Raw genomic sequence first — 25322 nt, forward strand, 5'->3', positions numbered from 1 at the left:
GCGCCACCACTCGGGACGGGCCGGGAACAGCCGGCAGGCCGGGACCTCGGCCCGAATCGACAGGCCCCGGACAGGCGGATCAGGGCCTCGGCTCGGGACGGCCCAGGTCGGCCAGGCGGGCCGGCGGTCCGAAAAGGTATCCCTGGCCCAGCGGGCAGCCGAGGCCGGCCAGCGCCGCGGCCCGCTCGTTCGTCTCGATGCCCTCGGCGACCACGGTGATGCCCAGGTCCGCGCAGATGGTGAGCACCGAGCCACAGAGGGCGCCGGCCCGGTCCGGGGCGGTGTCCACGTCGGTCAATGTGGAGTCCAGCTTCACCGTGTCCACAGGCATGCCGTGGAGCTGGGCCAGCGCGTTGTAGCCGCTGCCGAAGTCGTCCAGCGCCACCCGGACGCCACGGGCGCGGAGCCGTTCCACCATCGCGGCGGCGCGGGGCAGGTCCGGGATGCGCAGCGTTTCGGTGATCTCGACGACCAGGCGTTGCGGCGGCATGGCGTGCCGGGCCAGGGCCGCGTCGACGGCGTCCTCCAGGCCCTGCTGGCCGAGGCGGCCGGCGGAGACGTTGACGTGCACGTCGATCGGGCGGCCGTACAGTTCGGCCAGGGCGGCCGCGTCGGCGCAGGCCTGGTCCAGGACGAAGTCGTCGATCGCGGAGACCAGGCCGGTGCGTTCCGCCATGGTGACGAAGACGTCCGGGTGGACCGGGCCGGCGACCGGGTCGGTCCAGCGGGCCAGCGCCTCGACGGCCACCGTCGCGTGGTCGCTGAGGCGGACTATCGGCTGGTAGTGGACCTCGAAGCCGGCCGCGGCGGGGCTGCCGCCGCTGAGCGCGCCGGCCAGCAGCCGCGGGAGGTCGGCGTTCGGGCCGTGGACCGGGCCGGTGTAGCGGATCAGGGCGCCCTTGCCGCGGCGCTTGACGGCGTACATCGCGGCGTCGGCGCGGCGCAGCAGCAGGTCGGCGGAGAGGCGGTCGCCGGGTTCGGCGACGACCAGGCCGATGCTGGCGCCGACGCTGACCGAGCGGCCGTCGATCAGGTACGGCTCGCGGAGGGCGGCCAGGACCCGCTCGCCGACCCCTTCCGCCTCCTCGACCCACAGCCGGTCCGCGGAGATCCCGGCGAAGGCGCCCTCGGAGGAGCCCGCCGCGGAGGAAGCCGCAGCGGGCGAGGCTGCAGCGGACGAAGCGGCAGCCGACAAGGGACCCGCGGCCGAAATCGCAGCGGACGAGGGAACAGCGGACGAAGTGGACCCGGAGGCTGCCGCGGCCAGGTCGGCGGAGGAACCGGAGCGCGGAGCCGGGACGGGAGCCGTGGACACCCCGTAACCGGCGGAGGTGACCAGCCCGGGAGCCGTCGCCGGGTGACCGTTGACCACCACCCCGTTGGGCACGGGCGCCGCGGGATCGGCCGGCATCAGGATGTCGGTGCGGCGCCGGGCGGGCGGTCGCGCCTGCGACCCGCGCCGGGCATCTCCGGAGACGCGGATGCCGGCGGCCGACAGGACGTAGCGTCGCTGCCGCCCCACCACCCGGCGCAGCAGCGAGACCCGGGGCGCCGGCGCGGGCGGCAGGACGTCGCTCTGGTCCAGGACCACCGCGAACTCGTCCCCGCCGAGCCGCGCCACCAGGTCCTGCGGGCGCACCGAAGCGCGCAGCCGCTCGGCGATCGCGTACAGCACCCGGTCACCCATCGCGTGCCCGTAGGTGTCGTTGATCAGCTTGAAGTCGTCCAGGTCCGCGAAGAGCACCGCCACCGGCGTCCCCCGGTGCTGGTTCGCGTCCAGCGCCAGCACCAGGCGTTCCCGGAACAGGGCCCGGTTGGCCAGGCCGGTCAGCGGATCGTGGTAGGCCTGGTGGTGCAGCCGCCGCTGGGTCTCGGCGACCCGGTCGAGCAGCACCGAGTTGTCCAAAATAATGATCATCTGCCGGGTCACCACGAGACCGAGGCCGAGCCATCCCAGGTAGGCCTGGAACGACGTGAGCGGATGCCCGGTCGCCGTGCGGACCACGATCACCACGCCGGTGACCAGCACCGGGACGTACGGCAGCAGCAGGTGGAACCAGTCGCGGCGCAGCGCGGCCGAGTCGGGGAGCACCGGCATCGGCCGGGGCGGGCTGAGGGCCGCCAGCGCGACGAACCCCGGCCCGAGCAGGTGGCCGAGGAACTCCAGAAAGGAGAGCCCGGCCACCCAGGACGATCCGGCCCCGAGCAGCCGGATGCTGTCCGCGACGCCGAACGCGAGCAGCCCGGCCCCGATCAGGGCCAGCGGCCGGCGGCCGGCCGGCGAGTCGGGCCGGGTGGTGAGCAGCAGGACCACCATGGTGACCAGCACCATGTCGGCGATCGGGTAGGCGGCCGCCCACCAGGTCAGCGCGCCCCAGTCCGCGATCTGGCTCAGGCAGGCCGACGACCAGCAGAGCGCCACCACCGAGCCGACGATCAGCACGCTGTCGATGAGCAGCGCGATCTGGTCCCGCCGCGGGGAGGTGGGCACCGGGCGGGGCCGGGTCCGGGTCGCGCCGAGCAGGCCGAGCAGCATGCACACGGGCAGCACCACGAAGCCGATGTCGAAGATCGACGAATGGTCCGCCCGGTCGCGCCCGGCCAGGTCCCCGATCACCCACCAGAGCCGGCCCGCGGACCACGCGGCGAGTCCACCGGCCGCGAGGAAGCGCCAGTGGCGCGGGATGCCGATCCGGCGGCGTGCCGAGTCCAGGCAGGCCCAGGCCGCGATCGCGCCCGCGGCGAGCTGCGCGGTGTCGGTGTAGAGCCGGGGCGCGCCCACGAGCTCACCGACCGCCACCACCGCGAGGGCGAGCGCCAGAGTCCCGATCAAGCGCGCCGTCGTGATCACCACCAGTGGCCGGAGGAAATGGCCGCGCGGTCCGGCGCGGCCGGGCGAACCAGCCGCGTGGTCGTCCGCGACCGGATGGTGCCGGATGAAAATACCTGCTCAGTCCCCGTCGGTCACGTCGGCGACGACCACCGTGACGTTGTCCGGTCCCCCGCCGCGCAACGCGAGATCGACAAGCCTCTCCGCGCACGCCTTCGGGTCGGGAACGATGCGCATCTCTTCCTCGATGGTCGCATCGTTCACCACGCCCGTCAGCCCGTCGCTGCAGAGCAGCCACCGGTCGCCCGCCTGGGGCTCGACGATCACGTATGCGGGGCTGACCGGCTCGCCCTGGAGCACCCGCGTGACGACTGCCCGCCGCGGATGTCCGGCCGCCTCCTCCGGCTTGATCAGCCCCTGGTCGACAAGCATCTGGACGTATGTGTCGTCCTTGGTCAACTGGTTGAGCCGCCCGTCACGGAGCAGGTAGGCCCGGGAGTCGCCGACGTGCGCCATGGCCGCCCGCTCGCCGTTGAAGAGCACCGCCGTCAGCGTGGTGCCCATCCCCTGCAGCGAGGGGTCGGCGGCGACCGTCTCGGCGATCCGCCGGTTGGCCAGTTCCAGCGCCTTGTGCAGCGCGTCCATCTGATGTTCGGTCTCGATCGGCGCGTCGAGCGCGACCATGGACTCCACGGTCAGCCGGCTGGCCAGATCGCCGGCGGCCATCCCGCCCATGCCGTCCGCGACGACGAGGAGCCGGTCACCGGCGTAATGACAGTCCTCGTTGTTGCTCCGGACGTGTCCTTGGTCGGTGACGGCCGCCCACCGCAGGTGCAAGGTCATGGCGTGCAGCCTGCCAGGTCGATGGCTGGCTGTCTGCACGTGGTGGGCGGCATGTCGCACATGTCGTCGTCGAAAATACACTCACGCCGGGCCACGGGGCCGCCCGAGGCACCTGGAATCGATTTCGGTCACCTTCCGTGTCGGCGCTATCCATTCCAGTACCGTTTCCTCGACCGGCCAGCCACGCACCGCCACGGCGCTCTCCGGCGGGCGCACCGGCTCGGGGCAGAGGGTCTTCGACCGTACCTCGCCGTTGGGAATGAAAGTGACCTCGCCGGTCGGCCGCAGCATGGTCGTCGAGGTGTCGTCGACCGCGATCAGCTGGCCGCGGACCACCTCCCGGATGGGACCGCCCTCCTCGCCCACCTCGACCGCGCTGCTGGGCAGCACCGGCGCACGCAGGAAGACCACGCCGGCGACGATCGGCAGGGCCAGCGCGGCGCACACCGCCGGCCAGTGCGTGACCAGCCGGGCCCAGCGCGCCGGGACCGGCCCGGTGAGCAGCGGGCCGAGCAGCGGCGGCCCGGCCAGCAAAACGGCCGTGGCGTGCTCGCCGCCGCGCACCGCGGCGAGCACGCCGGGCCAGACGAAGATCCAGGTCAGCACGCCGGTGAGGACGGGTACCCAGAGCGTGATCCAGTTCATCACCCACGGCTCGGCGCGCAGCCGCTGCACAGCGGTCAGGCCGAGCACCGCGACCACCAGCATCTGCAGCGCCGGCAGCAGGCGCAACTGCCAGGTGAACGCGGCGATCATGATGGCGATGAGCACCACCCAGTCGGGCATCCGCAGCGCGGCGACCGCGATCGGCGAGCGGCCGGCGTCGCCCGGGTTGCTCACCAGCAGGATGCCGCCGAGAACCCGCAGGGTCAGGATCACCGCGGGGACGGCCCAGCTCAGCGAGATGAAGAGCGCGCTGATCATGCCGAGCGGATTGATGTACTGGACCAGCAGCAGCATGGTCGGCAGGTCCTGCCGGCTCAGATACCACAGCCGCAGCACCAGCAGCATCAGCGGGAACGCCGGCAGGACGGTGAACAGCCAGTTGAGCTGCGAGCGCCGCCGGCGTGGCGCGATCACCGGCCCCTTGGCGAAGAGGTCGGTCATTCCAGCAGGTCCTCCCACGGGAGCTCGCGCACGTCCGGCCGGATCACCCGGGGCTGCTCGGCGACCGCTATCGGGGTCTTGCCGTTCTGCGCGACCTCGACCTGGAGGTTGTTCTCATACGCCTTCTCCCAGCGGCCGTCGCGCGGATCGGCATAGGACCGGTACAGCGTGATGTCGACCAGCTCCTTGAGCGCGGGGTTGTTGCCCACGTTCACACCCCACCGCTCGACGGCGTCCAGACCGAGGTCCCAATGCGCGTACCTGTCGGGGAATCTCGCCTTCCAGCCGGCCAGGATCGCGGCGTCCGTGCTGATCGCGTCGACGTCGCCGTGGTCCATCATCTCGAAGCACTCCCGGACCCGGTTCTTCCGGAAGACCTCGGCGTCCGCCCGTTCCACAGCGATCTCGCTGGTCGCTGTGGACAGCGTGCAGACCCGCTGGTCGCGCAGGTCCTCGAGCGCGGAGATGGGCCGATGCCCGGTCAACGTGATCACGGACTGCTCGGTGTCCAGGTACTCCTGGGAGAACCGCACACCGGCCGCCACGCGGGCCTCGGTGATGCTGTAGCTGGCGATCACCATCTTCACCGGGACCCGCTTGCCGTTCTCGTCGTTCGCCTGCATCCGCGCGCGGTCCTCGGACTCCATACCGTAGAACCGCACCTGGTCACGGCGGAACCCGAGATCCTCCGCGATCATGTAGGCGATGTCGATGTCGAACCCGGACCAGATCTTGGTGGCTTCGTCGTAATAGGCGGTCCCGTACTGATCGTCCTTCACGCCGATGGGCAACTCCGGCCAGGTGTCGACTCCGGACTGGGCGCGCAGGTCCGCGAGCGACGGTGGGCCGCCCACGAAGAGCCGCACCATCGTCAGCCCGAGCGCGAGCACCAGCGCCAGCCCGAGCCCGGAGAGCCGCAGCGCGGCCATCGTGAACCGCTCCGGCCGGTCGGGCAGCACCTCCGCCTCGACCAGCGTCTCCGGCTCGGTCGCGAGCGGCAGCCGGCCCTCGTCCACCGCCTCCTGCACGGCGATGTCCCGGGCGGCGATGTCCTCCAGAGTCCGCCGGCGCAGCTTCCACACCCGGCGCAGCTGCGGTGGGATGCCGGCCGCGAGATCACCGCGGAGCAACGATCCTGCCCGCGACGCCGCGGCCTCGGAAGGTGGAGGCGGCGAAGCGGGCGAAGTCGACGAGGCGGGCGATGACGGCGTGGAAGACGAAGGAGACGAAGCAGGCGACCCCGACGAAGCGGGTGCGGAGAATGAAGGAGACGAACTTGGCGAAGCTCCGGAAATCGGCCCCGGGGCCCGCGAGGCCCTGTCCATCGGCTCGCCCATCGGCCCTCCCCACTGTCCCGGTGGGGCCATCGTGCACCATCAGGTCAGGGCACGGGGTCCCAGGTCCCGAGCGCGATCCGCGGACCGCACCGGCGCAACCGCGCGGCCACCAGCCGAAGCCCGCCGCCCAGACCGTACTTCTGAATCGCCTCCAGCGCGTAAGCGCTGCACGTCGGCCGGTAGCGGCACCTCGTGGGCAGTCGCGGCGACACCCTGCGGTAGCCGTGGATCGCGGCGACGACGGCCCGCTCGGCCGGGCGCACGGTGGAGCGGTGCCCGAGCAGCGCGACGAGCGTCAGCAGGGTGCTGAGCCGGAACAGGTCGCACCCGGGAAAGTCGCAGTCGCACCCCGGGTCGCAGTCACACCCGGAATCGCAGTTGTGGTACCAGGACTCCTTCTTCTTCTCCGGCTCCTGCGGCTGCACATCGTCGGGCACGTCTTCCACCGGCACATCGTGCCGGGTCACTTCAACCCCGCGGCACCGCCCGGAGATTCACAAGCGATCACCGATGGTGTACGCCCGGAGCACGCCCCCTGCGCGCCCCAGCCCCACGCCGGCGCGCCGCACGCTACTCGGCCGGGGCTGACGGTCGCCTCACGAGTCTTGAGACGACCACCAGCCCGGCCGAGAGCCTGGCGCCACGCCGCCCGTCCGGCCCGCGCCGAGCGTGCGCGGACCCCGAGCCGCGCGGGAGCCGGCGCGAGTGCGGCGGGTGCGGTGGTCAGCGGGAGGTGCGGACCACTACGGCGCTTTCCGGGGGGAGGACGACCCGGTCGCGTTCGAGGACGACGCCCTCGGCCGTGGCCAGCAGGACCGCGGACGGGACCGCGCGCAAGCTCACCGTCTGCGGGGCCCCGGCGAGGTTCGCGGCCACCGCGTGCCGGCCGCGGCGGATCACCACGAACTGGTCGCCGTGCCACACCTCGACCTCGGAGAGCCACGGATCGGTCAGGTCGGGCACCTCACGGCGCAGCCGGATCAACTTGCGGTACAGCGCGAGCATCTCCGAGTGCCCCGGCTTGCCCAGCTCCGACCAGTCCAGTTTGGAACGCTCGAAGGTGGCCGGATCCTGCGGGTCGGGCACCTCCGCCTCGGCCCAGCCGTGCCTGGCGAACTCGCGGCGGCGGCCGTTCTGCACCGCGGCGGCGAGGTCGGGCTCGGGGTGGCTGGTGAAGAACTGCCACGGGCTGCTCGCCGCCCACTCCTCGCCCATGAACAGCATCGGCGTGAACGGTGAGGTGAGCAGCAGCGTCGCGCCGACCTTGAGCAGCCCGGGCGAGAGCGTGGCGGTGAGCCGGTCGCCGATCGCCCGGTTGCCGATCTGGTCGTGGTTCTGCAGGAACGCGACGAACCGGTGCCCGGGGACACGCTGCCGGTCGACCGGGCGCCCGTGCCGGCGCCCGCGGAACGACGACCACGTGCCGGCGTGGAAGAACGCGCCCTCCAGCACCGTACGCAGGCAGTCCAGCGACCCGAAGTCCTCGTAGTAGCCCTGGCGCTCCCCGGTGAGCACGCTGTGCAGGGCGTGGTGCACGTCGTCGTCCCACTGCGCGTGCAGGCCGTAGCCACCGGCCTCGCGCGGGGTGATCAGCTTCGGGTCGTTCAGGTCCGACTCGGCGATCAGCGACAGCGGCCGGCGCAGCGCCGTGGACAGCGACTCCACCTCGACCGCGAGCTGTTCCAGCAGGTGCACCGCGCCCTCGTCGTGCAGCGCGTGCACGGCGTCCAGCCGCAGGCCGTCGACGTGGTAGTCGCGCAGCCACATCAGCACGCTGTCGGCGATGTAGCGCCGCACCTCGTCGGAGTCCGGCCCGTCCAGGTTGAGCGAGCTGCCCCAGGTGTTGGAGCCGGTGCTGAGGTACGGGGCGAACATCGGCGCATACGCCCCGGACGGTCCGAAGTGGTTGTAGACCACGTCCAGCACCACGCCCAGGCCCTTGTCGTGGGCGGCGTCGACGAAACGCTTGAGACCGTCGGGACCGCCGTACGCCTCGTGCGGCGCGAACCAGCAGACCCCGTCGTAGCCCCAGTTGTAGACGCCGTTGAACGCGTTCACCGGGAGCAGCTCCACCAGGTCGACGCCGAGGTCGACGAGGTGGTCCAGCCGCTCGATGGCGGCGTCGAACGTGCCGGCCGGGGTGAACGTGCCGATGTGCATCTCGTAGAGCACCGAGCCGGGCAGCTGGCGCCCGGTCCACGCCTGGTCGGTCCATGCGAACGCGGCGTGGTCGTAGACCCGGCTGGGGCCGTGCACGCCCTGCGGCTGCCAGGGCGAACGCGGGTCGGGGAGCGGGTTGTCGACGTCCTTGAGAACGAACGCGTAGTCGGTGCCGGGGCCGGCGGACGGCACGTCGAGGTGCCACCAGCCGCCGTCGCCCGGCTCCATCTCGTGGTCCCGGTCACCCACGCGCAACTTGGGCGACTTCTCCGGCGCCCAGACCTCGAAAGTAGTCATTCCTTCACCAGGAGAGCGACGGGATAGGTGTGGAGCAGCTCGGCAACGGCCAGGCGATCGCCACCGTAGCTGGCATTCGTGAACACTTCCGTCCAACTGTGTCCGTCGAGTGACAACGCGGTGTCGTGCCATCCGCCGTGCCGTGACAATCCGACCGGGAGCCGGGTGGCGACCGCCACCACGCCGCCGCGGTCGAACGCGAGCACGTGCTCACCGAGGCGGCCCTCGGCGAAGACCGGCTGGTACGACCGGAACAGCTCGGGACGTTGCCGCAGCAGCCGCAGCGTGCGGCTGACCACCAGCAGTTTGGCCGCGCCGGTGTCGTCGACCGGCGGCTGCCACCCGTCGTCGACGCGGCCGAGCAGCTTGCGGCGGGCGGCGAAGTCGACAGGCCGGCGGTTGTCCGGGTCCACCAGCGACCAGTCCCACAGTTCGGTGCCCTGGTACACGTCCGGCACGCCGGGCATGGCCAGCTGCACCAGCTTCTGGCCCAGCGAGTTGGACCACCCGGGCGGCGTGATCGAGGCGGCGAAATCGGACACCTCACGGTTCAGCGCGGGGTCGTCGTAGATCTTGTCGATCATCGCGCGCAGGGCGTTCTCGAACGACTCGTCCGGTTGCGTCCAGGTGGTGACGGCTCCGGACTCACGGGCCGCCTTGAGGGCGTACGCCAGCAATCGCTCTCGGGAGATCGGCCACGCGCCGACCGCGACCTGCCAGATCAGATGGGCCAGGGAGGGGTCCGGGAGCGGAGCGGCCCGGACCCAGCGGCGGACCACCTCGGTCCAGTCGCCGGGCACCTCGGAGAGCACCGCCAGACGGGCCCGGACGTCCTCGCCGCGCTTGGTGTCATGGGTGCTCAGCGACGTCATGGTGTCCGGCCAGTCATGCTGGCGGGCCTGCGCGCACTCGTGGAACTCGTCCGGGCTGACGCTGAACCGGGAGGGGTCGTTGCCCACCTCGTTGCGGGCGACGAACCTGGTCCAGCGGTAGAACGCGGTGTCCTCGACGCCCTTGGCCATCACCGCGCCGGTGTACTGCTGGAAGCGCACCGCCAGCTCGTCCGAGGCGTTGCGCAGCCGGCCGGTCAGCTGGTCCAGCACGCTGGTCAGCTGCGGTCGCCGGCGGCCCGCCTCGGCACGGGCCTGGGCCAGGTGCCGGGCGCCGGCCGGCAGGTAGGAGCGATAGACCGGGAAGCATGCGGCCAGCTCGGCCAGCCCCCGGGACGCCTCGTCGATCTCCGGGACCAGGCGGGACAGCCGCCCGAGCTCCGCCGCGAGCAGCCGGGTGGCCACGTCGTGCTTGGTCTCGTGCACCAGGTCCTGCCAGGAGATCTCCCGGCCGGTCAGGTGCCGCTCCAGCGTGTCGAAGAACGCCTCGGTGCTGCCGTCCACGAAGACGCCGTTGACCTCGGCCATCGCGTCGTAGCCGGTGGTGCCGGCGACCGGCCAGCGAGGCAGCTGCTCCCCCGGCTCCAGGATCTTCTCGACCACCAGCCAGGCCTCCGGCGCCGCGTCGTGCAGGCGCTGCAGGTACGCACCGGGGTCGCGCAGCCCGTCCGGGTGGTCGACCCGGATGCCGTCCACCATGCCCTCGCGCACCCAGCGCAGGATCTCGGCGTGGGTGGCCTCGAAGACCTCCGGGTCCTCGACGCGCAGCGCGGCCAGGTCGACGATCGCGAAGAACCGCCGGTAGTTGACCTCGCTGTCCCCGCGGGTCCAGTTGACCAGCTCGTAGTGCTGCCGGTCGTGCACCTCGCGGGCGCTGCCGGCGCCGGTCCCGTCCGCGATCGGGTACCGCTTGTCGTAGTAGACCAGCTCGTCGCCCTCGACCGTCAACTTGTCCAGCGCGTCCGGCTCGTCGGCCAGCACCGGGATCAGCAGCCGCCCCCGCGACCAGTCGATGTCGTAGAACGCGGCGTACTCCGACTCCTGGCCGCGCTTGAGCACGTCCCACCAGGTCGGGTTGGCCTTCGGGACGGCCACCCCGGCGTGGTTCGGCACGATGTCGGCGACCAGGCCGAGCCCGGCGTTCCGCAGCGCCTCGGAGAGGCCGCGCAGTCCTTCCGGCCCGCCCAACTCCGGGCTGACCTGGGTGTGGTCGACCGCGTCGTAACCGTGCTGCGAGCCGGGCGCCGCGGTGAGCAGCGGCGCCGAGTAGAGGTGGCTCACCCCGAGGTCGGCCAGGTAGTCGGCGATCTCGGCGGTGGCCTTCAGGGGGAAATCCGGGCGGACCTGGACTCGGTAGGTGCTGGAGGGGACCTTCTTGTTCGGTTTCCGGGTGGCGGTGGGGCGGTCGGATGTGGGCATTACACCGTCCTGTCGAGCACGATGAGGGAACGGTCCGGCACCCAGATCTTGTGGCCGGCCTCCACGACCGACGGGCGATCCAGGGACGGCTCGGCGGTTTCGATGACCTTCTCCCACTTCTCCCCGTACTCCGCGGGAGGTGTGGCGAACTCGAGGGGCGCGTCGTGCGCGTTGAAGAAGAGCAGGAACGAGCTGTCCACATGACGCTGGCCGTACTGGCCGCGTTCCCGGATGCCCTCGCCGTTGACGAACAGCGCGACCGCCCGACCGAAGTCGTTGCCCCAGTCGTCGCCGGCCATCGGGCGCCCGTCCGGGGTGAACCACTCCAGGTCGGGCAGCGGGTCGCCGCCGCCGCGCGCGGTCACCGGCAGGCCGGTGAAGAACCGCCGCCGCTGGAACACCTGGTGGCGGTGGCGGAACGCGGTCAGCTTGCGGACGAACTCCAGCAGCTGCTCGTCGGCGTTCTCCCAGTCCACCCAGCTCAGCTCGTTGTCCTGGCAGTACGCGTTGTTGTTGCCCTGCTGGGTGCGCCCCATCTCGTCACCGTGCGAGATCATCGGCACGCCCTGGCTGAGCATCAGCGTGGCCAGGAAGTTGCGGCGCTGCTTGGCGCGCAGCTCCAGCACCTTCTCGTCGTCGGTCGGGCCCTCGGTCCCGCAGTTCCAGGACCGGTTGTGGCTCTCGCCGTCCCGGTTCTCCTCGCCGTTCGCCTCGTTGTGCTTGTCGTTGTAGGAGACCAGGTCGTCGAGCGTGAACCCGTCGTGCGCGGTGACGAAGTTGATCGAGTGGAACGGTTTGCGGCCGTCGTCCTGGTAGAGGTCAGCCGAGCCGGTGATGCGGCTGGCGAACTCGGCCAGGGTGGCCGGCTCGCCACGCCAGAAGTCGCGGACCGTGTCGCGGTACTTCCCGTTCCACTCGGTCCAGTTCGGCGGGAAGTTGCCCACCTGGTAGCCGCCCGGGCCGACGTCCCACGGCTCGGCGATCAGCTTGACCTGGCCGACGATCGGGTCCTGCTGGACCACCTCGAAGAACGTGGAGAGCCGGTCGACGTCGTAGAACTCGCGGGCCAGCGTGGACGCGAGGTCGAAACGGAAGCCGTCCACGTGCATCTCGGTGACCCAGTAACGCAGCGAATCCATGATCAACTGCAGGCTCTGCGGACTGCGCACGTTCAGGCTGTTCCCGGTGCCGGTGTAGTCCATGTAGAACTGCGGCTGGTCGTCGACGAGCCGGTAGTACGTCCGGTTGTCGATGCCCTTGAGGCTCAGCGTCGGCCCGAGATGGTTGCCCTCCGCGGTGTGGTTGTAGACCACGTCCAGGATGACCTCCATCCCGGCCGCGTGCAGTGCCTTCACCATGCCGCGGAACTCCTGGGTCTGCTGCCCGAGCGTGCCGGTCGAGGAGTACCCGTGGTACGGCGCGAAGAAGCCGAGCGTGTTGTAGCCCCAGTAGTTGCGCAGGCCCAGGTCGTGCAGCCGGTTGTCATGGACGAACTGGTGCACCGGCATCAGCTCGACAGCCGTCACGCCGAGGCTCTTCAGGTGCTCGATGGTCGCCGGGTGGCCGATCGCCGAGTAGCTGCCGCGCATGTCCCGGGGGATGTCCGGGTGCCGCTGGGTGAGGCCCTTCACGTGGGTCTCGTAGATCACCGAGTGGTGGTACGGGATGTCCGGCCGCCGGTCGTTGCCCCAGTCGAAGTACGGGTTCACCACGACGCCCTTGGCCATGTAGGGCGCCGAGTCGGTGTCCGACATCTGGTCCGGGTTGTCGAAGTCGTACGCGTACAGCGAGGGGTGCCAGTCGATGTCCGAGTCGACGGCCCGCGCGTACGGGTCGAGCAGCAGCTTGTGCGGGTTGCACCGAAGTCCGCGGTGCGGCTCGTACGGGCCGTAGACTCGATAGCCGTACCGCTGGCCCGGCTCCACGCCGGGCAGGTACGCGTGCCAGACGAACGCGTCCTGCTCGTGCAACAGGACCTTGCGCTCGTTCCCGGCGGCGTCGAAGAGACAGAGCTCCACGGCTTCGGCCACCTCGGAGAAGATTGCGAAGTTCGTGCCCGTCCCGTCGTACGTCGCCCCCAATGGGTACCGGTGACCAGGCCAGACCTGCATGTGTTGCGCTCCCCTCGGCCTTCGGTCGTCGCGACCGGCCCGCGGTTCATGCCCGTCCGCGGGGCGGGTTAATCCTGTCCGGCCGCGTCTGTGGCCATTCTCGCGGGACCGGCTGATACGGTCGGTTCGACTGTCCGATTAGGCGATGATTTATCCCCATACGGGGGTTTAGCGTGTTCGAAATCGAGCATAAGGGGGACGTGCCGCGGATCGAGCCTCTGACCTTCGGGCCGCAGCTGGGCGGCGTGCCCTCCCCCGAACTCGGCGCGGGCCGGGAATGGCTGGTCACGGACGGTCTGGGCGGGTCGGCCACGGGCACCGTGAGCGGCCTGCGGACCCGCCCCGAGCACGCCCTGCTGACCGTCGCCCGGCCCGGCCGGACACCACACGTCGCCCTCGCCGCGCTCGATCTGACCGTGACGCTTCACACAGGCACGAAAGTGCCCCTCTACACCCACGCGTGGGAATCCGGCAGCGTCGACCCGCTCGGCCACCGCCTGCTGGAGACGTTCACGCTGAGCGCCGGGCTGCCCCGCTGGCGCTGGCGGATCGGCGACGTGGTGATCGAGCGCACGCTGGCGATGTCGTACGGGAGCCCGTCGCTCGCGGTGGTGCACCGGGTGGTCAGCGCGCCGGGGCCGGTCGGCCTGACGGTCGCGGCGATGTGCACCTGGCGCGAGGCCTCCGGCGCCCGGCGCGCGGACGGCCCGGGTCTGCGGATCGAGCAGGTCGCCGACGGGGTGCTGGTGGAGGACGCGTACCGGCTGGCCGGGCCGGGCTGGCAACCCGCCGGGCAGTGGCACCTGGGCGCCCGCGCCGGCGCGGTGACCGAGGACCTCTGGTTGGGCGGCACCTTCGGCGGACCGGCCTGGCCCGGCGAGACCCTGGAGATCTCCGCCTGGGCCGGCGATCTCGCGCACCGTCCGCCCGCGCCCCCTCTGGTCCTGGCCGCCGCGCGGGAGCGCGCGCATCGGCTGGTCACCGCCGCCAAGGCCGAGGGGTACGCCGGCAGTCTGGCCCTCGCCGCGGACGCGTTCGTGCTCCGGGCCCCGTTCCTGGCCGACGGCTATCCGTGGTCCGGGCGGGCCGCGCCGCTCGCCGCCTACGAGGGGCTGCTGCTCGACACCGGACGCGCCGACGAGGGCCGGGACCTGCTGCGCGCCCTGGTCGAGCGGCCCGGGGACGGTGTCGACTTCCCGCTCTGGCTGGTGCACGCGGTCGACCGGCACGTGACCCGCACCGGCGACAGCGATCTGGCCCGGGAGGTGGCCGTCCCGCTCAGCCGGCTGCTGCGGCAGTCGCTGAGCGGTGCCGGCCCGCTCACCGTGGACCCGGCCGACGGGCTGCTCGCGCTAGCGGCCGGCGCCGCTGCTCCCGGTGGCGGCCGGGTGGGCAAGCTCGTCGAGATCAACGCGCTGTGGGTGAACGCGCTCGCCGCGCTCGGGGACCTGCTGGCCGAGGGCGGGCGGGACGACGCGCGGCCCCGGGAACGGCACGCCCGCGCGCGGGAGTCGTTCGTGCGGCGGTTCCCGGCGCCCGAGGGCTGGCTGCACGACGTGGTGGAGGGGCCGGCGGCGCCGTACCCGCTCGGGGCGGGGACCCAGCACGACGATCCGACGCTGCGGCCGTACCAGTTGTTCGCCTGGTCGCTGCCGCACGCGCCGATGCGCGGCACCGCCGGGGTCGGGGTGGCGGCGGCCGGGGAGGCCCTGCTCACACCGCTCGGGCTGCGGACCCTGGCGCCGGACGAGTACGGCTACGACGGCGCCCACCCGGAGCAGGGCCGGGTGCTGCCGTGGCTGATCGGGCCGTACGTGGACGCCTGCGCCGCCACCGGCCGGCCGGTCGACGGCCTGCTCGACGGGATCACCGCCAGCCGCGCCGAGCAGGGCGTCGGCTCGGTCGGCGAGGCCGCGCACGGCGACGCCCCGCACCCGCCGGCCGGCCGCCCGTTCGACGCGCTCGCGGTCGCCGAGGCCCTGCGGGTGGAGACGAGGTACGCCCCGTGAGCCGGATCCTGATGCTGTCCTGGGAGTACCCGCCCCTGCTGGTCGGCGGCCTGGGCCGGCACGTGCACGCGCTGGCCGGCGCCCTGACCGAGGCCGGGCACGAGGTCACTGTCGTCACCCGGCACTGTTCGGGCACCCTCCGGGAGGAGACGATCGAGGGGGTACGGGTGGTCCGCGCCCCGGAGGACCCGCCCGTCTTCGAGACGACCGGCGGTGACCTGCTCGCCTGGGCGACGGCGTTCAACCACGCGCTGACCCGGGCCGCCCTGCGCGCGGTCCGGTCCGCCCGCGCGCGGGGCCGCCGGTACGACGTGGTGCACGCGCACGACTGGCTGGTCGCGCACGCCGCGATGACCGTTCGCGACCAGTTGGACGCCCCGCTGGTCGCGACCGTGCACGCCACCGAGTCCGGCCGCCACCAGGGCTGGCTGCCGGACGCGCACAACCGGACCATCCATGACATCGAACGCTGGCTGTGCGCCGAGGCCGACCGGGTGATCGTCTGCTCGGAGTACATGCGCGGCGAGGTGATCCGCCTCTTCGGGGTCCCGCCGGAGCGCACGCGGGTGGTCCGCAACGGGGTGGACGCACTGCGCTGGCGGGCCCGGCCGCGGGCGGTCGCGGCCGCCCGGGCCCGCTTCGCCGGAGTGGACGGGCCGCTGGTCAGCTACGCCGGGCGGCTGGTCTACGAGAAGGGCGTGCAGCACCTGCTGGCCGCGGTACCGGCGTTGCGGGACCGCTTTCCGGGGCTGCGCGTGGTGATCGCCGGCGACGGCCCGTACCGCGAGGAACTGGAACTGCGATCCGGCCCTCCGGTGACCTTCGCCGGCTTCCTGACCGGTCATGAGCTGACCGGGCTGATGGCGGCCTCGGACTGTTACGTGGTGCCGAGCATCTACGAGCCGTTCGGCATGGTCGCCCTGGAGGCGGCGGCGGCCGGAACCCCGGTGGCGGTCTCCGCCACCGGGGGCCTGACCGAGATCATCGAGCATGGGCGCACCGGCGTGCGTTTCCCGCCGGGCGACCCGGCCGCGCTGACCGACGCGGTCGCGGCAGTGCTCAGCGACCGCGAGTACGCCCGCTCCCTGGCGCTGCGGGCCCGCGCCCGCGTCGTCGAGGACTACAACTGGCACTCGATCGCCACCCGGACCGCGGCGGTGTACGACAGCGTGCGGGCGCGGCCCGGCCTTCTCCCGCACCAGACGTCGCCCCCGCTCCTGACCATCCCCCGGGTCCTGGTCGGCTGATCCGGGCCAGGGCGAGCGGCCCGGCCGGCAGCGGCGCGGCGCGACCCCGGCGGGCCGCGCCGTATCGCGGGGTCCGCCGGGAGCGCGGTGCGGATCAGGCGGCCGTGGCCGACCACATCGCGGTGAAGGCCGCCGCCTCCCCCGCCAGCCAGCTCTCCACATCGGCCGGTCGGGTCGCCGGGTTCAGCCGGTGGGTGACCCCGCGGCGCAGGTCGACCAGGACCGGCTCGGCGTCCGGCAGGATCTGGTCCATGTGCCGGGCCATCAGGTGCAGCATGGCGGTGACCAGCTCCACGCTCGGCGGCTCCTCGTCGAAGTGGATGCGGACCGCCTCCCGGCGACCGTCCTCGAAGCGCAGCCCGAAATGCGGGTTGATCTTCACTGCCAGCGGCCCGACGCTGGCCAGGGCGTCGCGGGTCTGGATCAGGGTGATCCGCTCGGGGTCGCCGAGGGACGCCAGGTAGGTGCGGGCGCCGGCGCGGAGCGACTCGTACAGCGGCTTCCAGCGCTCCTTCACCAGGGCGACGACGCCGCCGAGATAACTGCCGCCGGTGCGGAACGCGATGTCCGCCTTCAGCGCCTTGACGAGCTGGCCGTGGGGGTTGAACCCGCTCCGCCGCTCGCGCTGCTTGCGCAGGCCGCCGACGAACGTGGCCTTCGCGGGGCCGGTGCGGGAGACGTACCGCGTGAAGCCCAGCATCGTGGCGTAGGGCGGGATGACGGGCACGGGGTTGGTCGAGATCGTGGACAGGGTGGACGTGGTCACGTCGGTCTCCTCACTCGCGCCGCGAAGCCTCGAACAGGCGTTCCCACCTGGCCGAAGATCAGCAGCTCAGGGCCCCTCTTTCGTACATACATTCTAATCGACGGGTACGACATTCCCAACCGCCGGCGGCTCCGACCCGACGCGTCGACGCCCCTCCGCGGCAGGTCGCCCGCCGGCGTCGCGGACCGGTCGCCCGACGTCGGGATTTCCGCGGCCGATCCGGCCCGGCAATCCGCGAGGTCGGGCCGGGACGTGGCGCCGGGCGGGACGGAGCCGGGTTCCGGACCGGCCGGATGGCACAGAATGAGGGGCGTGGCTCTGATCCGGTGTGACTTCGACTCCGAGGCGCTGGAACTGCGTACCTCGATGACCGTGATACTGCCCGACCAGGACGGTGACGCCCCGCCGCCGGTGCTCTACCTGCTGCACGGGCTGACCGACGATCACAGCGCGTGGAGCCGGTTCACCTCGGTCGAGCGGTACGCCGCCGAGCACCGGCTCGCGGTGATCATGCCGCAGGTGCATCGCAGCTTCTACGCCAACGAGGCGTACGGGATGCGCTTCTGGGACTTCCTGTCGGCCGAGCTGCCGGAGCGGGCGAAGCAGTTCTTCCGGGTCTCCGGGCGCCGCGAGGACACGTACGTCGCCGGCCTGTCGATGGGTGGCTACGGCGCGATGAAGTGGGCGCTGCGCGAACCCGAGCGGTTCGCCGCGGCGGCGACGCTCTCCGGAGCGCTGGACCTGGCGTACATCCAGGAACATGATCTGCGGCCGGAGATGCGCGCCCTGGTCGCCCGGGTCTTCGCCGACCGGGTCGTCGCCGGAGGCGACGAGGACCTGCTGCATCTGCTGCGGGTCGCCGACAAGCGGCGGCTCCCCCGGCTGATGCTGCGCTGCGGCACGGAGGACCACCTGCTCGCGCAGAACCGCCGGTTCACCGCCGCCTGCAGGGCCAACGGCGTCGACCTGACCACCGCCTTCGAACCCGGCGAACACACCTGGTCCTACTGGGACGCCCAACTCCCCGCCGTACTCGACTGGCTGCTCACCCCCCGCAACCCCTGACCGCCCCCCAGCGACCGGCACCCCGACGCATTTCGCCCGCCGACGACGGGAGCGCCGAAAGCTACAAGCGAAGCGTGGTCGTTCTCGGCGCTCCCGTCATCGGCTCACAGGGGCGAAATGCCCGCCAGGTGGAGCGAGGCCATCAAACTCAGTCATCCCGGGTCTGCTCGGCCAGGAAGCGCTCCAGCTCCGCCCCGAGCTCCTCGGCCGTCGGCAGCGGCGCGTCCGACTCCACCAGCAGGCTGTTCGCCCGGCCGCGCAGGAACGCGTCGTACTGCGCCTCGAGCGAGGTGACCAGCCGGGCCGCCTGCTCGTCCTCGGCGATCTGCTTGTCCACCTCCTCGCGGACCAGCTTCGCCGACTCGCGCAGCTTGCCGGTGGGCAGCGCCAGCCCGGTGACCTTGGAGACGGCGTCGAGCAGCAGTTCGGCGGCGGCCGGGTAGCCGGTCTGCGCCAGGTAGTGCGGGACGTGCGCGGCGTACCCCAGCGCGTCGTGCCCGCTCCGCCCGAGCCGGAGCTCCAGCAGGTTGCCCAGGCTGGCCGGCACCTGTACCCGCTGCAGCCAGGACTCGTGGTCGCCGATCAGGCTCTTGTCGGTGGCGTGCGCGGTGAGACCGGCCGGCCGGGTGTGCGGCACGGCCATCGGGATGGCGTTCAGCCCGATCGTGACCTTGACTCCCAGCCGCTCGATGAGCTCGGTCACCGCCTTGATGAACCGCTCCCACTGCAGGTCCGGCTCGGGGCCGGTGAGCAGCAGGAACGGGGTGCCCAGCTGGTCGCGGACCAGGTGCAGGGCGAGAACCGGGTCCTCGTAGCTCTCGAAGTGATCGGCCACGAAGATCATCGGTGGGCGGCGGGACCGGTAGTCGAGGAGCTGGTCCATGTCGAAGGTCGCGACGACCTCGCTCTCCAGGTTCTCCAGCAGGTTCTCCCGGGAGAGCTGGATCGCGCTGCCGGCGTCGACGAACCCGGTGAGTGCCTGGATGAGCACCGGCCCGTCCAGGGCCGGCAGTTCCCCGGCCACCTCGTAGAGCCCGTGTGGGTCGAGCACCTGCGGTCCTCCTCGAAGACATCGCCCGCTGACGCGGGCTTTCCGCCGACAACAGCCGCGGCGGACAGTTCATTCCGTGTTTTGCATCATCGCGTACCGCCGGCGCCGGTACACGCTGTGGCGGTCAACCCGGAAAGTTCCGACAGCCGGGCAACAGACGTGCGCGGGCGCGCCACCAGGTGGGTAGATCGCCGCCTCGCCCCTCGGGAGTGATCTTGAGCCGATTCGCCAAGGTCGTGCCGGGAGCCGGAGTGATCCTGGGCACGTGGGTCAACTCCTTGGCGACCAGGGACCTGGCCCGTCGCGCCCGGGAGCATTTCCGGAACGGCTAAGCCCGTCCCGGCGCCGCCCGAACCTGAAGGACGTGCCGAGGATCCGCAAAGCCACCGCCGTCGTTCTGCCCGTGCTAGCCGGCTCGCTGCTGCTGGCCGCCTGCGCCTCCACCGGGACCGCGCCGGCGCAGCCGACCCCGACCGGGACGAACTGGCTGCTGATGGCGACCGGCAGCGTCGCGCCGTCGCCACAGGCCAGCTTCTCGCCGCGGGCCACGTTCGCCGCCGCCACGCTGTCGCCGGCCCCGTCCGTGTCGCCCACGCCGAGGGCGAGCGGCAGCGCCTGCGGGACGACCGGGTTCAAGGGCGGCCAGATCAACGGCGCCGACGTCACCGCGGGCAGCACCAGCGCCGTGGTCACCTGGTTCAACCCGGGCGGCGCCAACCTGGTCGGCTACCACATCCTCGCGGTCAGCCAGAAGCTCGTGAACGGCGCGCAGCCGGAGACGCCGGGCTGGGTCAGCGTCACGCCCTCCGGCTGCGGCTGGATGACCGGCACGGTGACCGGCCTCACCCCTGGTACGCCGTACGTCTTCTCGGTCGACGGCCAGTGGCTGCGCGAGGGCATGGACGGCACCTACACCCGTACCGTGGCGCGCTCGGGCGTGGTCAGCACGACCTGACATAAGCTTTCCGGCCATGGAGAGCATCGTCGACACGGTCGTGCTCGTGGCGATCTCGGTTGTCGGCGCGGCCCTCGCCCGCCGCCTCGGGTTCGTCGCGCCACTGGTCCTGCTCGTGGCCGGTCTGGGTCTGTCCTACGTGCCCGGTTTCCCGGAGGCCCATCTGTCGGCGGAGCTGGTGCTGATCGGCATCCTCCCGCCGCTGCTCTACGTGGCCGCCCTGCAGACCTCGGTGCCCGCGTTCCGCCACTCCCTGCGGCCGATCCTGCTGCTCGCGGTGGGCCTGGTGATGGTCACCGCGTTCGTGATCGGCTTCGCCGTGCACTGGCTGGTGCCGCAGGCGCCGCTGGCCGCGTGCGTCGCGCTGGGCGCCATCGTGGCCCCGCCGGACGCGGTCTCGGCCACCGCCATCGCCCGCCGGGTCGGCCTGCCCCGCCGCGTGGTCACCATCCTGGAGGGCGAGAGCCTGCTCAACGACGCCACCGCGCTGGTGATGGTGCGGGTGGCGACGGGTGCGCTGATGGGCACCGCCATCGGGTTCCTGGACATCACCAAGGAGGTCGCGCTCAAGGCCGGCGGCGGCCTGGTCATCGGCATGATCGCCGCGGTGGCCGCGGCCCGGCTGCACCGGTGGATCGAGGACTCGCTGCTCGACGACGCGGTGTCGTTGCTCACGCCGTTCGTCGTGGTGATCGTCGCGGAGAAGCTGCACACCTCCAGCGTGGTGGCCGTGGTGATCACCGGCCTCTACCTGGGGCACCGCATCCCGTACCTGCTCTCGGCCACCTCCCGGTTGCAGATGGAAGCGGTCTGGCGGCTCACCACGTTCCTCCTGGAAGGTGTGGTGTTCCTGTTGGTCGGCCTGCAGCTGCGGGTCATCGTGGAGAGCATCGAGACCGGCCTGTCGAAGACCGTCCAGGTCACCTCGCTGATCTTCGGCGTGCTGGTGCTGATCCGCTTCCTGTGGATGTACCCGGCGACCTATCTGGCCCGGCTGATCCCGCGGGTGCGCACCCGGGAGGAGCGCCCGCCGATCGCCGTGCCCACCGTGATCTCCTGGGCCGGCATGCGCGGCGTGGTCACCCTGGCCGCCGCGCAGACGCTGCCCGAGCCGGGCGCGGTGATCGGCGGCCGGCTCGTCCCGGACTACCCGCGCGAGTTGTTCGTCTTCATCGCCTTCGCGATCATCGTGCTCACCCTGCTGGTGCAGGGCACCACGCTGCCCGCCCTGGCCATGCGGCTCGGCGTCCGGGAGGACACCACCAGCGAGGACGCGCTGGCCGAGGCCGGGGTGCAGCACGCGGCCAGCCGGGCGGCCCTGGAGGCGCTCGACTCGCATGCCGGCGGGGCGCCCGCCTCGGTCGTCGACCGGCTGCGTGGCCTGGTGGAGAGCCGGTCCAACAACGCGTGGGAACGTCTGGGCAACCAACAGCAGGAAACCCCCTCGGCGGCGTACGGACGGCTGCGCCGCGAGATGATCAGAGCCGAGCGGCACGTCTTCAAAATCGCCCGGAACGAGGGGCGCATCCCCGAAGAGGTGCTGGTCCGCGCCCAGCGCGAGCTCGACCTGGAAGAGTCCCAGCTGCGACGGAGTGAAGAGTGATCTGCCAGCATCTCAAGGAGTCCGGCGAGCCAGCCCCACAGACGGCGTACGAACAGGGCTGCCCGCAGTGCGTGGCCGGCGGCTTCGACGACTGGGTCCACCTGCGACTCTGCCTCGGCTGCGGCCTGGTGGCCTGCTGCGACTCCTCACCTCGCCGGCACATGTCGGCCCATCACGCCGAGGCCGGTCACCCGGTGATGCGCTCGTTCGAGCCGGGTGAGACCTGGCGCTGGTGCTTCGACGACGAACAACTGGGCTGAGGAGCCCGGTGACCCGCCGGGGAGCGGGACGAGCCGCCGGCCGGCTGACAGTGGTCGGCTAGGCTGCCCGGCGTGAGTCCGTTCCCCGGCGTCCTGCCGCCGCCCCGCCGCTGAGCGGGGCGTGAGCCGAGCCGCCCGAGCCGAGGCGCGGGCGGTTGTTCCGGGCTGCGTTCCGCCGACGATCCGTCCGGACCGACTCACTCACGCGGAGCGTGCATGTTCTCGTCCCACTCACCCCATCTCTCGGCCGGCGCCCGGCTGAGCCTTCTCCAGCTCTCCGCCGCCGGGATCCTCTGGGGCACCGCCGGCGTCGTGGTCCAGGTCGTCGCGAGCCGGACCGGGCTCGGCGCCGTGGCGATCGGCTTCTACCGGCTGCTGTTCGCCGCCGGGACCATGCTGATCCTCGGCTTCCCGGCCCGCCGCCGCATCTGGGCCGCGTTCCGGTCCGCCCCGGTCGCCGTGCTCGCGGCGGGGGCCGGGCTCGCGGCGTACCAGGCGCTGTATTTCATCGCCGTCCGGCTCTCCGGCGTCAGCATCGCCACAGTGGTCAGCCTCGGCCTGGCGCCCGTGCTGCTCAGTGTGTGGGAGACGATCCGCACCCGGCAGCGGCCCGGCAACGCCGAGCTGGCCGCCTCGGCCGCCGCGATCGGCGGCCTGGTGCTGATCTCCACGGTGACCGGCGGCGGCGCGACCGCGTCCGGTCTGGGCCTGCTCGCGGCGGTCGCGTCCGGCACGGTCTACGCCGCGTCGACCGCGCTGAGCCGCCGGACCACCCAGGGCGTGCCCCCGCTGATCCTGACCACCCTGTCCGGCACGATCGGCGCGATCACCCTGGCTCCGATCGCCGTGTCCCAGGGCCTCGCCTTCACCCCCGGCCTCGGGCCGATCGCGCTGCTCGGCTACCTGGGCGTGATGACCACGGCTCTCGCGTACGCCTGCTTCTACACCGGCCTGCGCCACACCGCCGGCAGCGTCGCCGTGGTGGTCACCCTGCTGGAGCCGCTGACCGCCGCGCTGCTCGCGGTGCTGCTGATCGGCGAGCCCCTGGCCCTGCCCACGATCGCCGGCTCGGTGCTGCTCCTCGGCGCGGTCACCACGTTGTACCTGGGCGCCGGCCGCCCGGCGAGCCGGGAGCGCGGAAGCGGGCCGGGCGGGACGAGCCCGGAACGCCCGGCGGTGCCGGGCGGCCATGCGGACTCCGGCCGGTAGCTCAGCGGACGTCGAGCGGGAGCCGCACCAGCACCGTGGTTCCCGCATCGTCCCCGGTCAGCTCGATGCTGCCCTGGTGCCGTTCCACCACCACCCGGCTCAGGGTGAGCCCGAGCCCGCTGCCCGGCAACGTCCGCTCATGCCCCCGGCTGGTCCGGTACCGGCCGGTGAACAGCTGCTCCCGCTCGTCCCGCGGCACGTCCGCCGCGGCGTCCGAGACGGCCAGCTCGGCGACCCGGCCGGCGCGGCGCAGGCCGACCCGGACGTGGCCGCCGTCCGGGCTGTACCGGATCGCGCTGCCGAGCAGGTTCTCCACGACCTGCCGCAGCCGGTCGCGGTCGCCGGGGACGATCAGCTCGGCCGGCAGGTCGGTGTCGATCATCACCGGCGCCGGTCCGATCGCCGCCCGGCTCCGCTCGACCACGTCCCGGACCACCTCGGCCAGGTCGAGCGGGGTACGCCTGACGTCCGCGTGCCCGGCGTCCAGCGCGGAGAGCTCCAGCAGCTCGTTGATGATCTCCCGGAGCTGCACGGCGTTGCGTTCCACCACCGCGATCAGGCGCGGCCCGTCCCGGACCAGGGTGGCCTCGTCCGCCTCGCGGAGCAGTTCGGTGTACGCGCTGATCGACGTCAGCGGCGTGCGCAGCTCGTGCCCGATCAGCGCGAGGTACTCGTTCTTGCTGCGCACCAGCTGCCGCCGCAGATCCTCGGCCCGGTTGCGCTCGACGAACTGTCCCACGTGCGCGGCGATCCCGGACATCAGCGCGACCAGCTCGTCCTCCGGGTCCTCGACGGCGTCGGCGAATCCGGTGAGCACGCCGACCGTCCCGGTCCCGCCGTGCACCGGGATGGCCAGCGCGGTGTGCAGGCCGTCCCGGGACGTCTCCGGGGAGATCAGGCTCTGCGGGCGGCCCACGTCCCGGATCCACAGCGGCTTGTCCACCTGCCAGGCCCGGCCGGCCAGCCCCTGCCCGTACGCCAGCTCGCCGGGCACCGGGATCCCGGTCGGCCAGCCGGGGGTGCTCCACCGCGCCGCGGCCCGGATCACCCCGGCGGCCGGGTCGACCATCCACAGCTCGGCGTGCACCCAGTCGAGCGTGTCGACCACCGCCTCCAGCACCCGCGGACCGGCCGCCTCGACGCTCGGCGCCTCGGCCAGCGCCGTGGTCACGGCCAGCTCGCAGGAGCGAAACCGCTCCGCCCGCCGTTGCCGGGTGACGTCCTGCATGGCCTGGACCGCGCCGGCCACCCGGCCGTCCGGCCCGAGGATCGGCTGCGCGTCCATCAGGTAGTACCTGGTTCGCCGGGTGCGTCCGGGCCGCGCGAGCGGTTCGTCCTTGAGGCGTTCGCCAGCCAGCGCCCGGAGCAGGCCCGGTTCCTCGACGTCGGCCGGGTCGTCGGCCCAGAGCCGTCGCATCCGCTCGTTGGCGAAGACCACCTGCCCGTCGGCGTCGCACGCGGTCACCCCGTCGTGCAGGCTCTCCAGCACCGCGTCCAGGAACCGGTGCTGCTGCTCCAGCTCGTGCCGGGCCAGTTGCTCGCCGATCAGCAGCGTCGCCACCTCGGCCGCCTCGGCCACCGCGGTGATCTGCTCCGGGGACCACTCCCGCGGCCGCAGGTCGTAGGCGCAGCAGACCCCGATCACCCGCCCGTGCCGGTCGTGCACCGGGTAGCCCAGGTAGGCGCCGCCGTGGCTGCGTACCAGCCCGGACGGCACGCGCTCGTCCGCTGTCGCGTCGTCCACGATCACCGCCCCGCCGCTGTGCACCACCAGGCCGCCGAGGGAGTCGTCGAGTCCGGTGTCGGCGATCGCGTCCCAGTCGCCGTCGACGCCCCAGCTGCCGTACAACCGCAGTCTGTCCTTCTCCAGGAACTGCACGCAGGCGCTCGGCGTCTGTGCCGCGCGCGCGGTCAGCGCGGCCAGCTGGTCGGCGGTTCCGCTGGTGAGCACGCCGCGGTGGGCCGGCGACGCGAGGCCGTCGCGCGGCCGGCCGACAGGCGACCAGCGCGGCTCGATGGCGGCCGCCGGCGAGCCGGGATGCTCGTCGACGGCCGTCCCCCCGTAGAGGTCGGCCGGGCGTGCGATCGCCGCGGCCTCCGCCGCCCGTGCCCTTTCGGACCGCCCGGCGCCAGGGCCGGAGTCTTCTCGCCGCATGGCCGACC

19 protein-coding genes are annotated in these 25322 nt (G+C 72.4%); 7 read left to right on the top strand and 12 right to left on the bottom strand.

Annotation, left to right across the window (positions count from 1 at the left end):
* Window positions 1–79 precede the first annotated feature (79 nt).
* The 9 genes from Asi03nite_RS38445 to glgX form a co-directional block, all read right to left on the bottom strand.
* A complete protein-coding gene (locus Asi03nite_RS38445) occupies window positions 80–2833 on the bottom strand; it encodes a putative bifunctional diguanylate cyclase/phosphodiesterase (RefSeq protein ID WP_275409328.1) in 2754 nt (917 codons plus the stop codon).
* 117 nt (window positions 2834–2950) lie between these two features.
* Window positions 2951–3673 (bottom strand): PP2C family protein-serine/threonine phosphatase, encoded by a 723-nt coding sequence (locus Asi03nite_RS05520; protein ID WP_203677300.1) that lies wholly within the window; start codon window positions 3671–3673, stop codon window positions 2951–2953.
* An 81-nt stretch (window positions 3674–3754) separates the two neighbouring features.
* Window positions 3755–4780: a hypothetical protein gene (locus Asi03nite_RS05525; protein ID WP_203677301.1), complete on the bottom strand. Its 1026-nt coding sequence runs from the start codon at window positions 4778–4780 to the stop codon at window positions 3755–3757.
* Complete coding sequence (locus Asi03nite_RS05530) at window positions 4777–5910, bottom strand: transporter substrate-binding domain-containing protein (RefSeq protein ID WP_203677302.1); 1134 nt, start codon at window positions 5908–5910, stop codon at window positions 4777–4779. The genes Asi03nite_RS05525 and Asi03nite_RS05530 overlap by 4 nt, the downstream gene beginning before the upstream one ends.
* Window positions 5897–6157, bottom strand: coding sequence for a hypothetical protein (locus tag Asi03nite_RS05535; RefSeq protein WP_203677303.1), 261 nt, complete (start codon window positions 6155–6157; stop codon window positions 5897–5899). Before Asi03nite_RS05535 ends, Asi03nite_RS05530 begins: the two co-directional genes overlap by 14 nt.
* Before the next feature lie 4 nt (window positions 6158–6161).
* A complete protein-coding gene (gene yidD, locus Asi03nite_RS05540; protein ID WP_239102418.1) occupies window positions 6162–6563 on the bottom strand; it encodes a membrane protein insertion efficiency factor YidD in 402 nt (133 codons plus the stop codon).
* A gap of 277 nt (window positions 6564–6840) precedes the next feature.
* Entirely contained in the window at window positions 6841–8574 is a 1734-nt protein-coding gene (treZ, locus tag Asi03nite_RS05545; RefSeq protein WP_203677304.1) for a malto-oligosyltrehalose trehalohydrolase, read from the bottom strand.
* Window positions 8571–10883 (bottom strand): malto-oligosyltrehalose synthase, encoded by a 2313-nt coding sequence (treY, locus tag Asi03nite_RS05550; protein WP_203677305.1) that lies wholly within the window; start codon window positions 10881–10883, stop codon window positions 8571–8573. The genes treZ and treY overlap by 4 nt, the downstream gene beginning before the upstream one ends.
* Window positions 10883–12994 carry a glycogen debranching protein GlgX gene (gene glgX, locus Asi03nite_RS05555; RefSeq protein ID WP_203677306.1) on the bottom strand — a complete coding sequence of 704 codons (2112 nt, stop codon included), beginning with the start codon at window positions 12992–12994 and terminating at the stop codon, window positions 10883–10885. Before glgX ends, treY begins: the two co-directional genes overlap by 1 nt.
* A 173-nt stretch (window positions 12995–13167) precedes the next feature.
* On the opposite strand from glgX, the gene Asi03nite_RS05560 reads away from it, so the two are divergent.
* Together Asi03nite_RS05560 and Asi03nite_RS05565 are read left to right on the top strand one after the other, a co-directional pair.
* Window positions 13168–15003 carry a glycogen debranching enzyme N-terminal domain-containing protein gene (locus tag Asi03nite_RS05560; protein WP_203677307.1) on the top strand — a complete coding sequence of 612 codons (1836 nt, stop codon included), beginning with the start codon at window positions 13168–13170 and terminating at the stop codon, window positions 15001–15003.
* Window positions 15000–16250 carry a glycosyltransferase family 4 protein gene (locus tag Asi03nite_RS05565; RefSeq protein ID WP_239102421.1) on the top strand — a complete coding sequence of 417 codons (1251 nt, stop codon included), beginning with the start codon at window positions 15000–15002 and terminating at the stop codon, window positions 16248–16250. The genes Asi03nite_RS05560 and Asi03nite_RS05565 overlap by 4 nt, the downstream gene beginning before the upstream one ends.
* Before the next feature lie 94 nt (window positions 16251–16344).
* Here the strand turns inward: Asi03nite_RS05565 and Asi03nite_RS05570 are convergent, their stop codons facing one another.
* Window positions 16345–16950 (bottom strand): hypothetical protein, encoded by a 606-nt coding sequence (locus tag Asi03nite_RS05570; protein ID WP_203677434.1) that lies wholly within the window; start codon window positions 16948–16950, stop codon window positions 16345–16347.
* Between the two features lie 378 nt (window positions 16951–17328).
* On the opposite strand from Asi03nite_RS05570, the gene Asi03nite_RS05575 reads away from it, so the two are divergent.
* Window positions 17329–18081, top strand: a complete 753-nt coding sequence (locus Asi03nite_RS05575) for an alpha/beta hydrolase (RefSeq protein ID WP_203677308.1) — start codon at window positions 17329–17331, stop codon at window positions 18079–18081.
* Window positions 18082–18229: 148 nt separating this feature from the next.
* Here Asi03nite_RS05575 and Asi03nite_RS05580 read toward each other — a convergent pair whose 3' ends face one another.
* Window positions 18230–19132, bottom strand: coding sequence for a proteasome assembly chaperone family protein (locus Asi03nite_RS05580; protein WP_203677309.1), 903 nt, complete (start codon window positions 19130–19132; stop codon window positions 18230–18232).
* Between the two features lie 364 nt (window positions 19133–19496).
* Between Asi03nite_RS05580 and Asi03nite_RS05585 the strand changes: the two genes are divergently transcribed.
* The 4 genes from Asi03nite_RS05585 (at window position 19497) to Asi03nite_RS05600 (ending at window position 23159) form a co-directional block, all read left to right on the top strand.
* The gene (locus Asi03nite_RS05585; protein ID WP_203677310.1) at window positions 19497–20087 is read left to right on the top strand and encodes a fibronectin type III domain-containing protein; all 591 of its coding nucleotides are present in this window, start codon (window positions 19497–19499) and stop codon (window positions 20085–20087) included.
* A gap of 16 nt (window positions 20088–20103) precedes the next feature.
* Window positions 20104–21690 (top strand): Na+/H+ antiporter, encoded by a 1587-nt coding sequence (locus Asi03nite_RS05590; protein ID WP_203677311.1) that lies wholly within the window; start codon window positions 20104–20106, stop codon window positions 21688–21690.
* Window positions 21687–21950 (top strand): UBP-type zinc finger domain-containing protein, encoded by a 264-nt coding sequence (locus Asi03nite_RS05595; protein ID WP_203677312.1) that lies wholly within the window; start codon window positions 21687–21689, stop codon window positions 21948–21950. Before Asi03nite_RS05590 ends, Asi03nite_RS05595 begins: the two co-directional genes overlap by 4 nt.
* A gap of 216 nt (window positions 21951–22166) precedes the next feature.
* On the top strand, window positions 22167–23159 hold the full coding sequence (locus Asi03nite_RS05600; RefSeq protein WP_203677313.1) for a DMT family transporter: 993 nt from the start codon (window positions 22167–22169) through the stop codon (window positions 23157–23159).
* Window position 23160: 1 nt separating this feature from the next.
* Here Asi03nite_RS05600 and Asi03nite_RS05605 read toward each other — a convergent pair whose 3' ends face one another.
* Window positions 23161–25314, bottom strand: coding sequence for a sensor histidine kinase (locus Asi03nite_RS05605; RefSeq protein WP_203677314.1), 2154 nt, complete (start codon window positions 25312–25314; stop codon window positions 23161–23163).
* Window positions 25315–25322: the final 8 nt, after the last annotated feature.

The organism is Actinoplanes siamensis, from assembly GCF_016862395.1.
Classification (GTDB): domain Bacteria; phylum Actinomycetota; class Actinomycetes; order Mycobacteriales; family Micromonosporaceae; genus Actinoplanes; species Actinoplanes siamensis.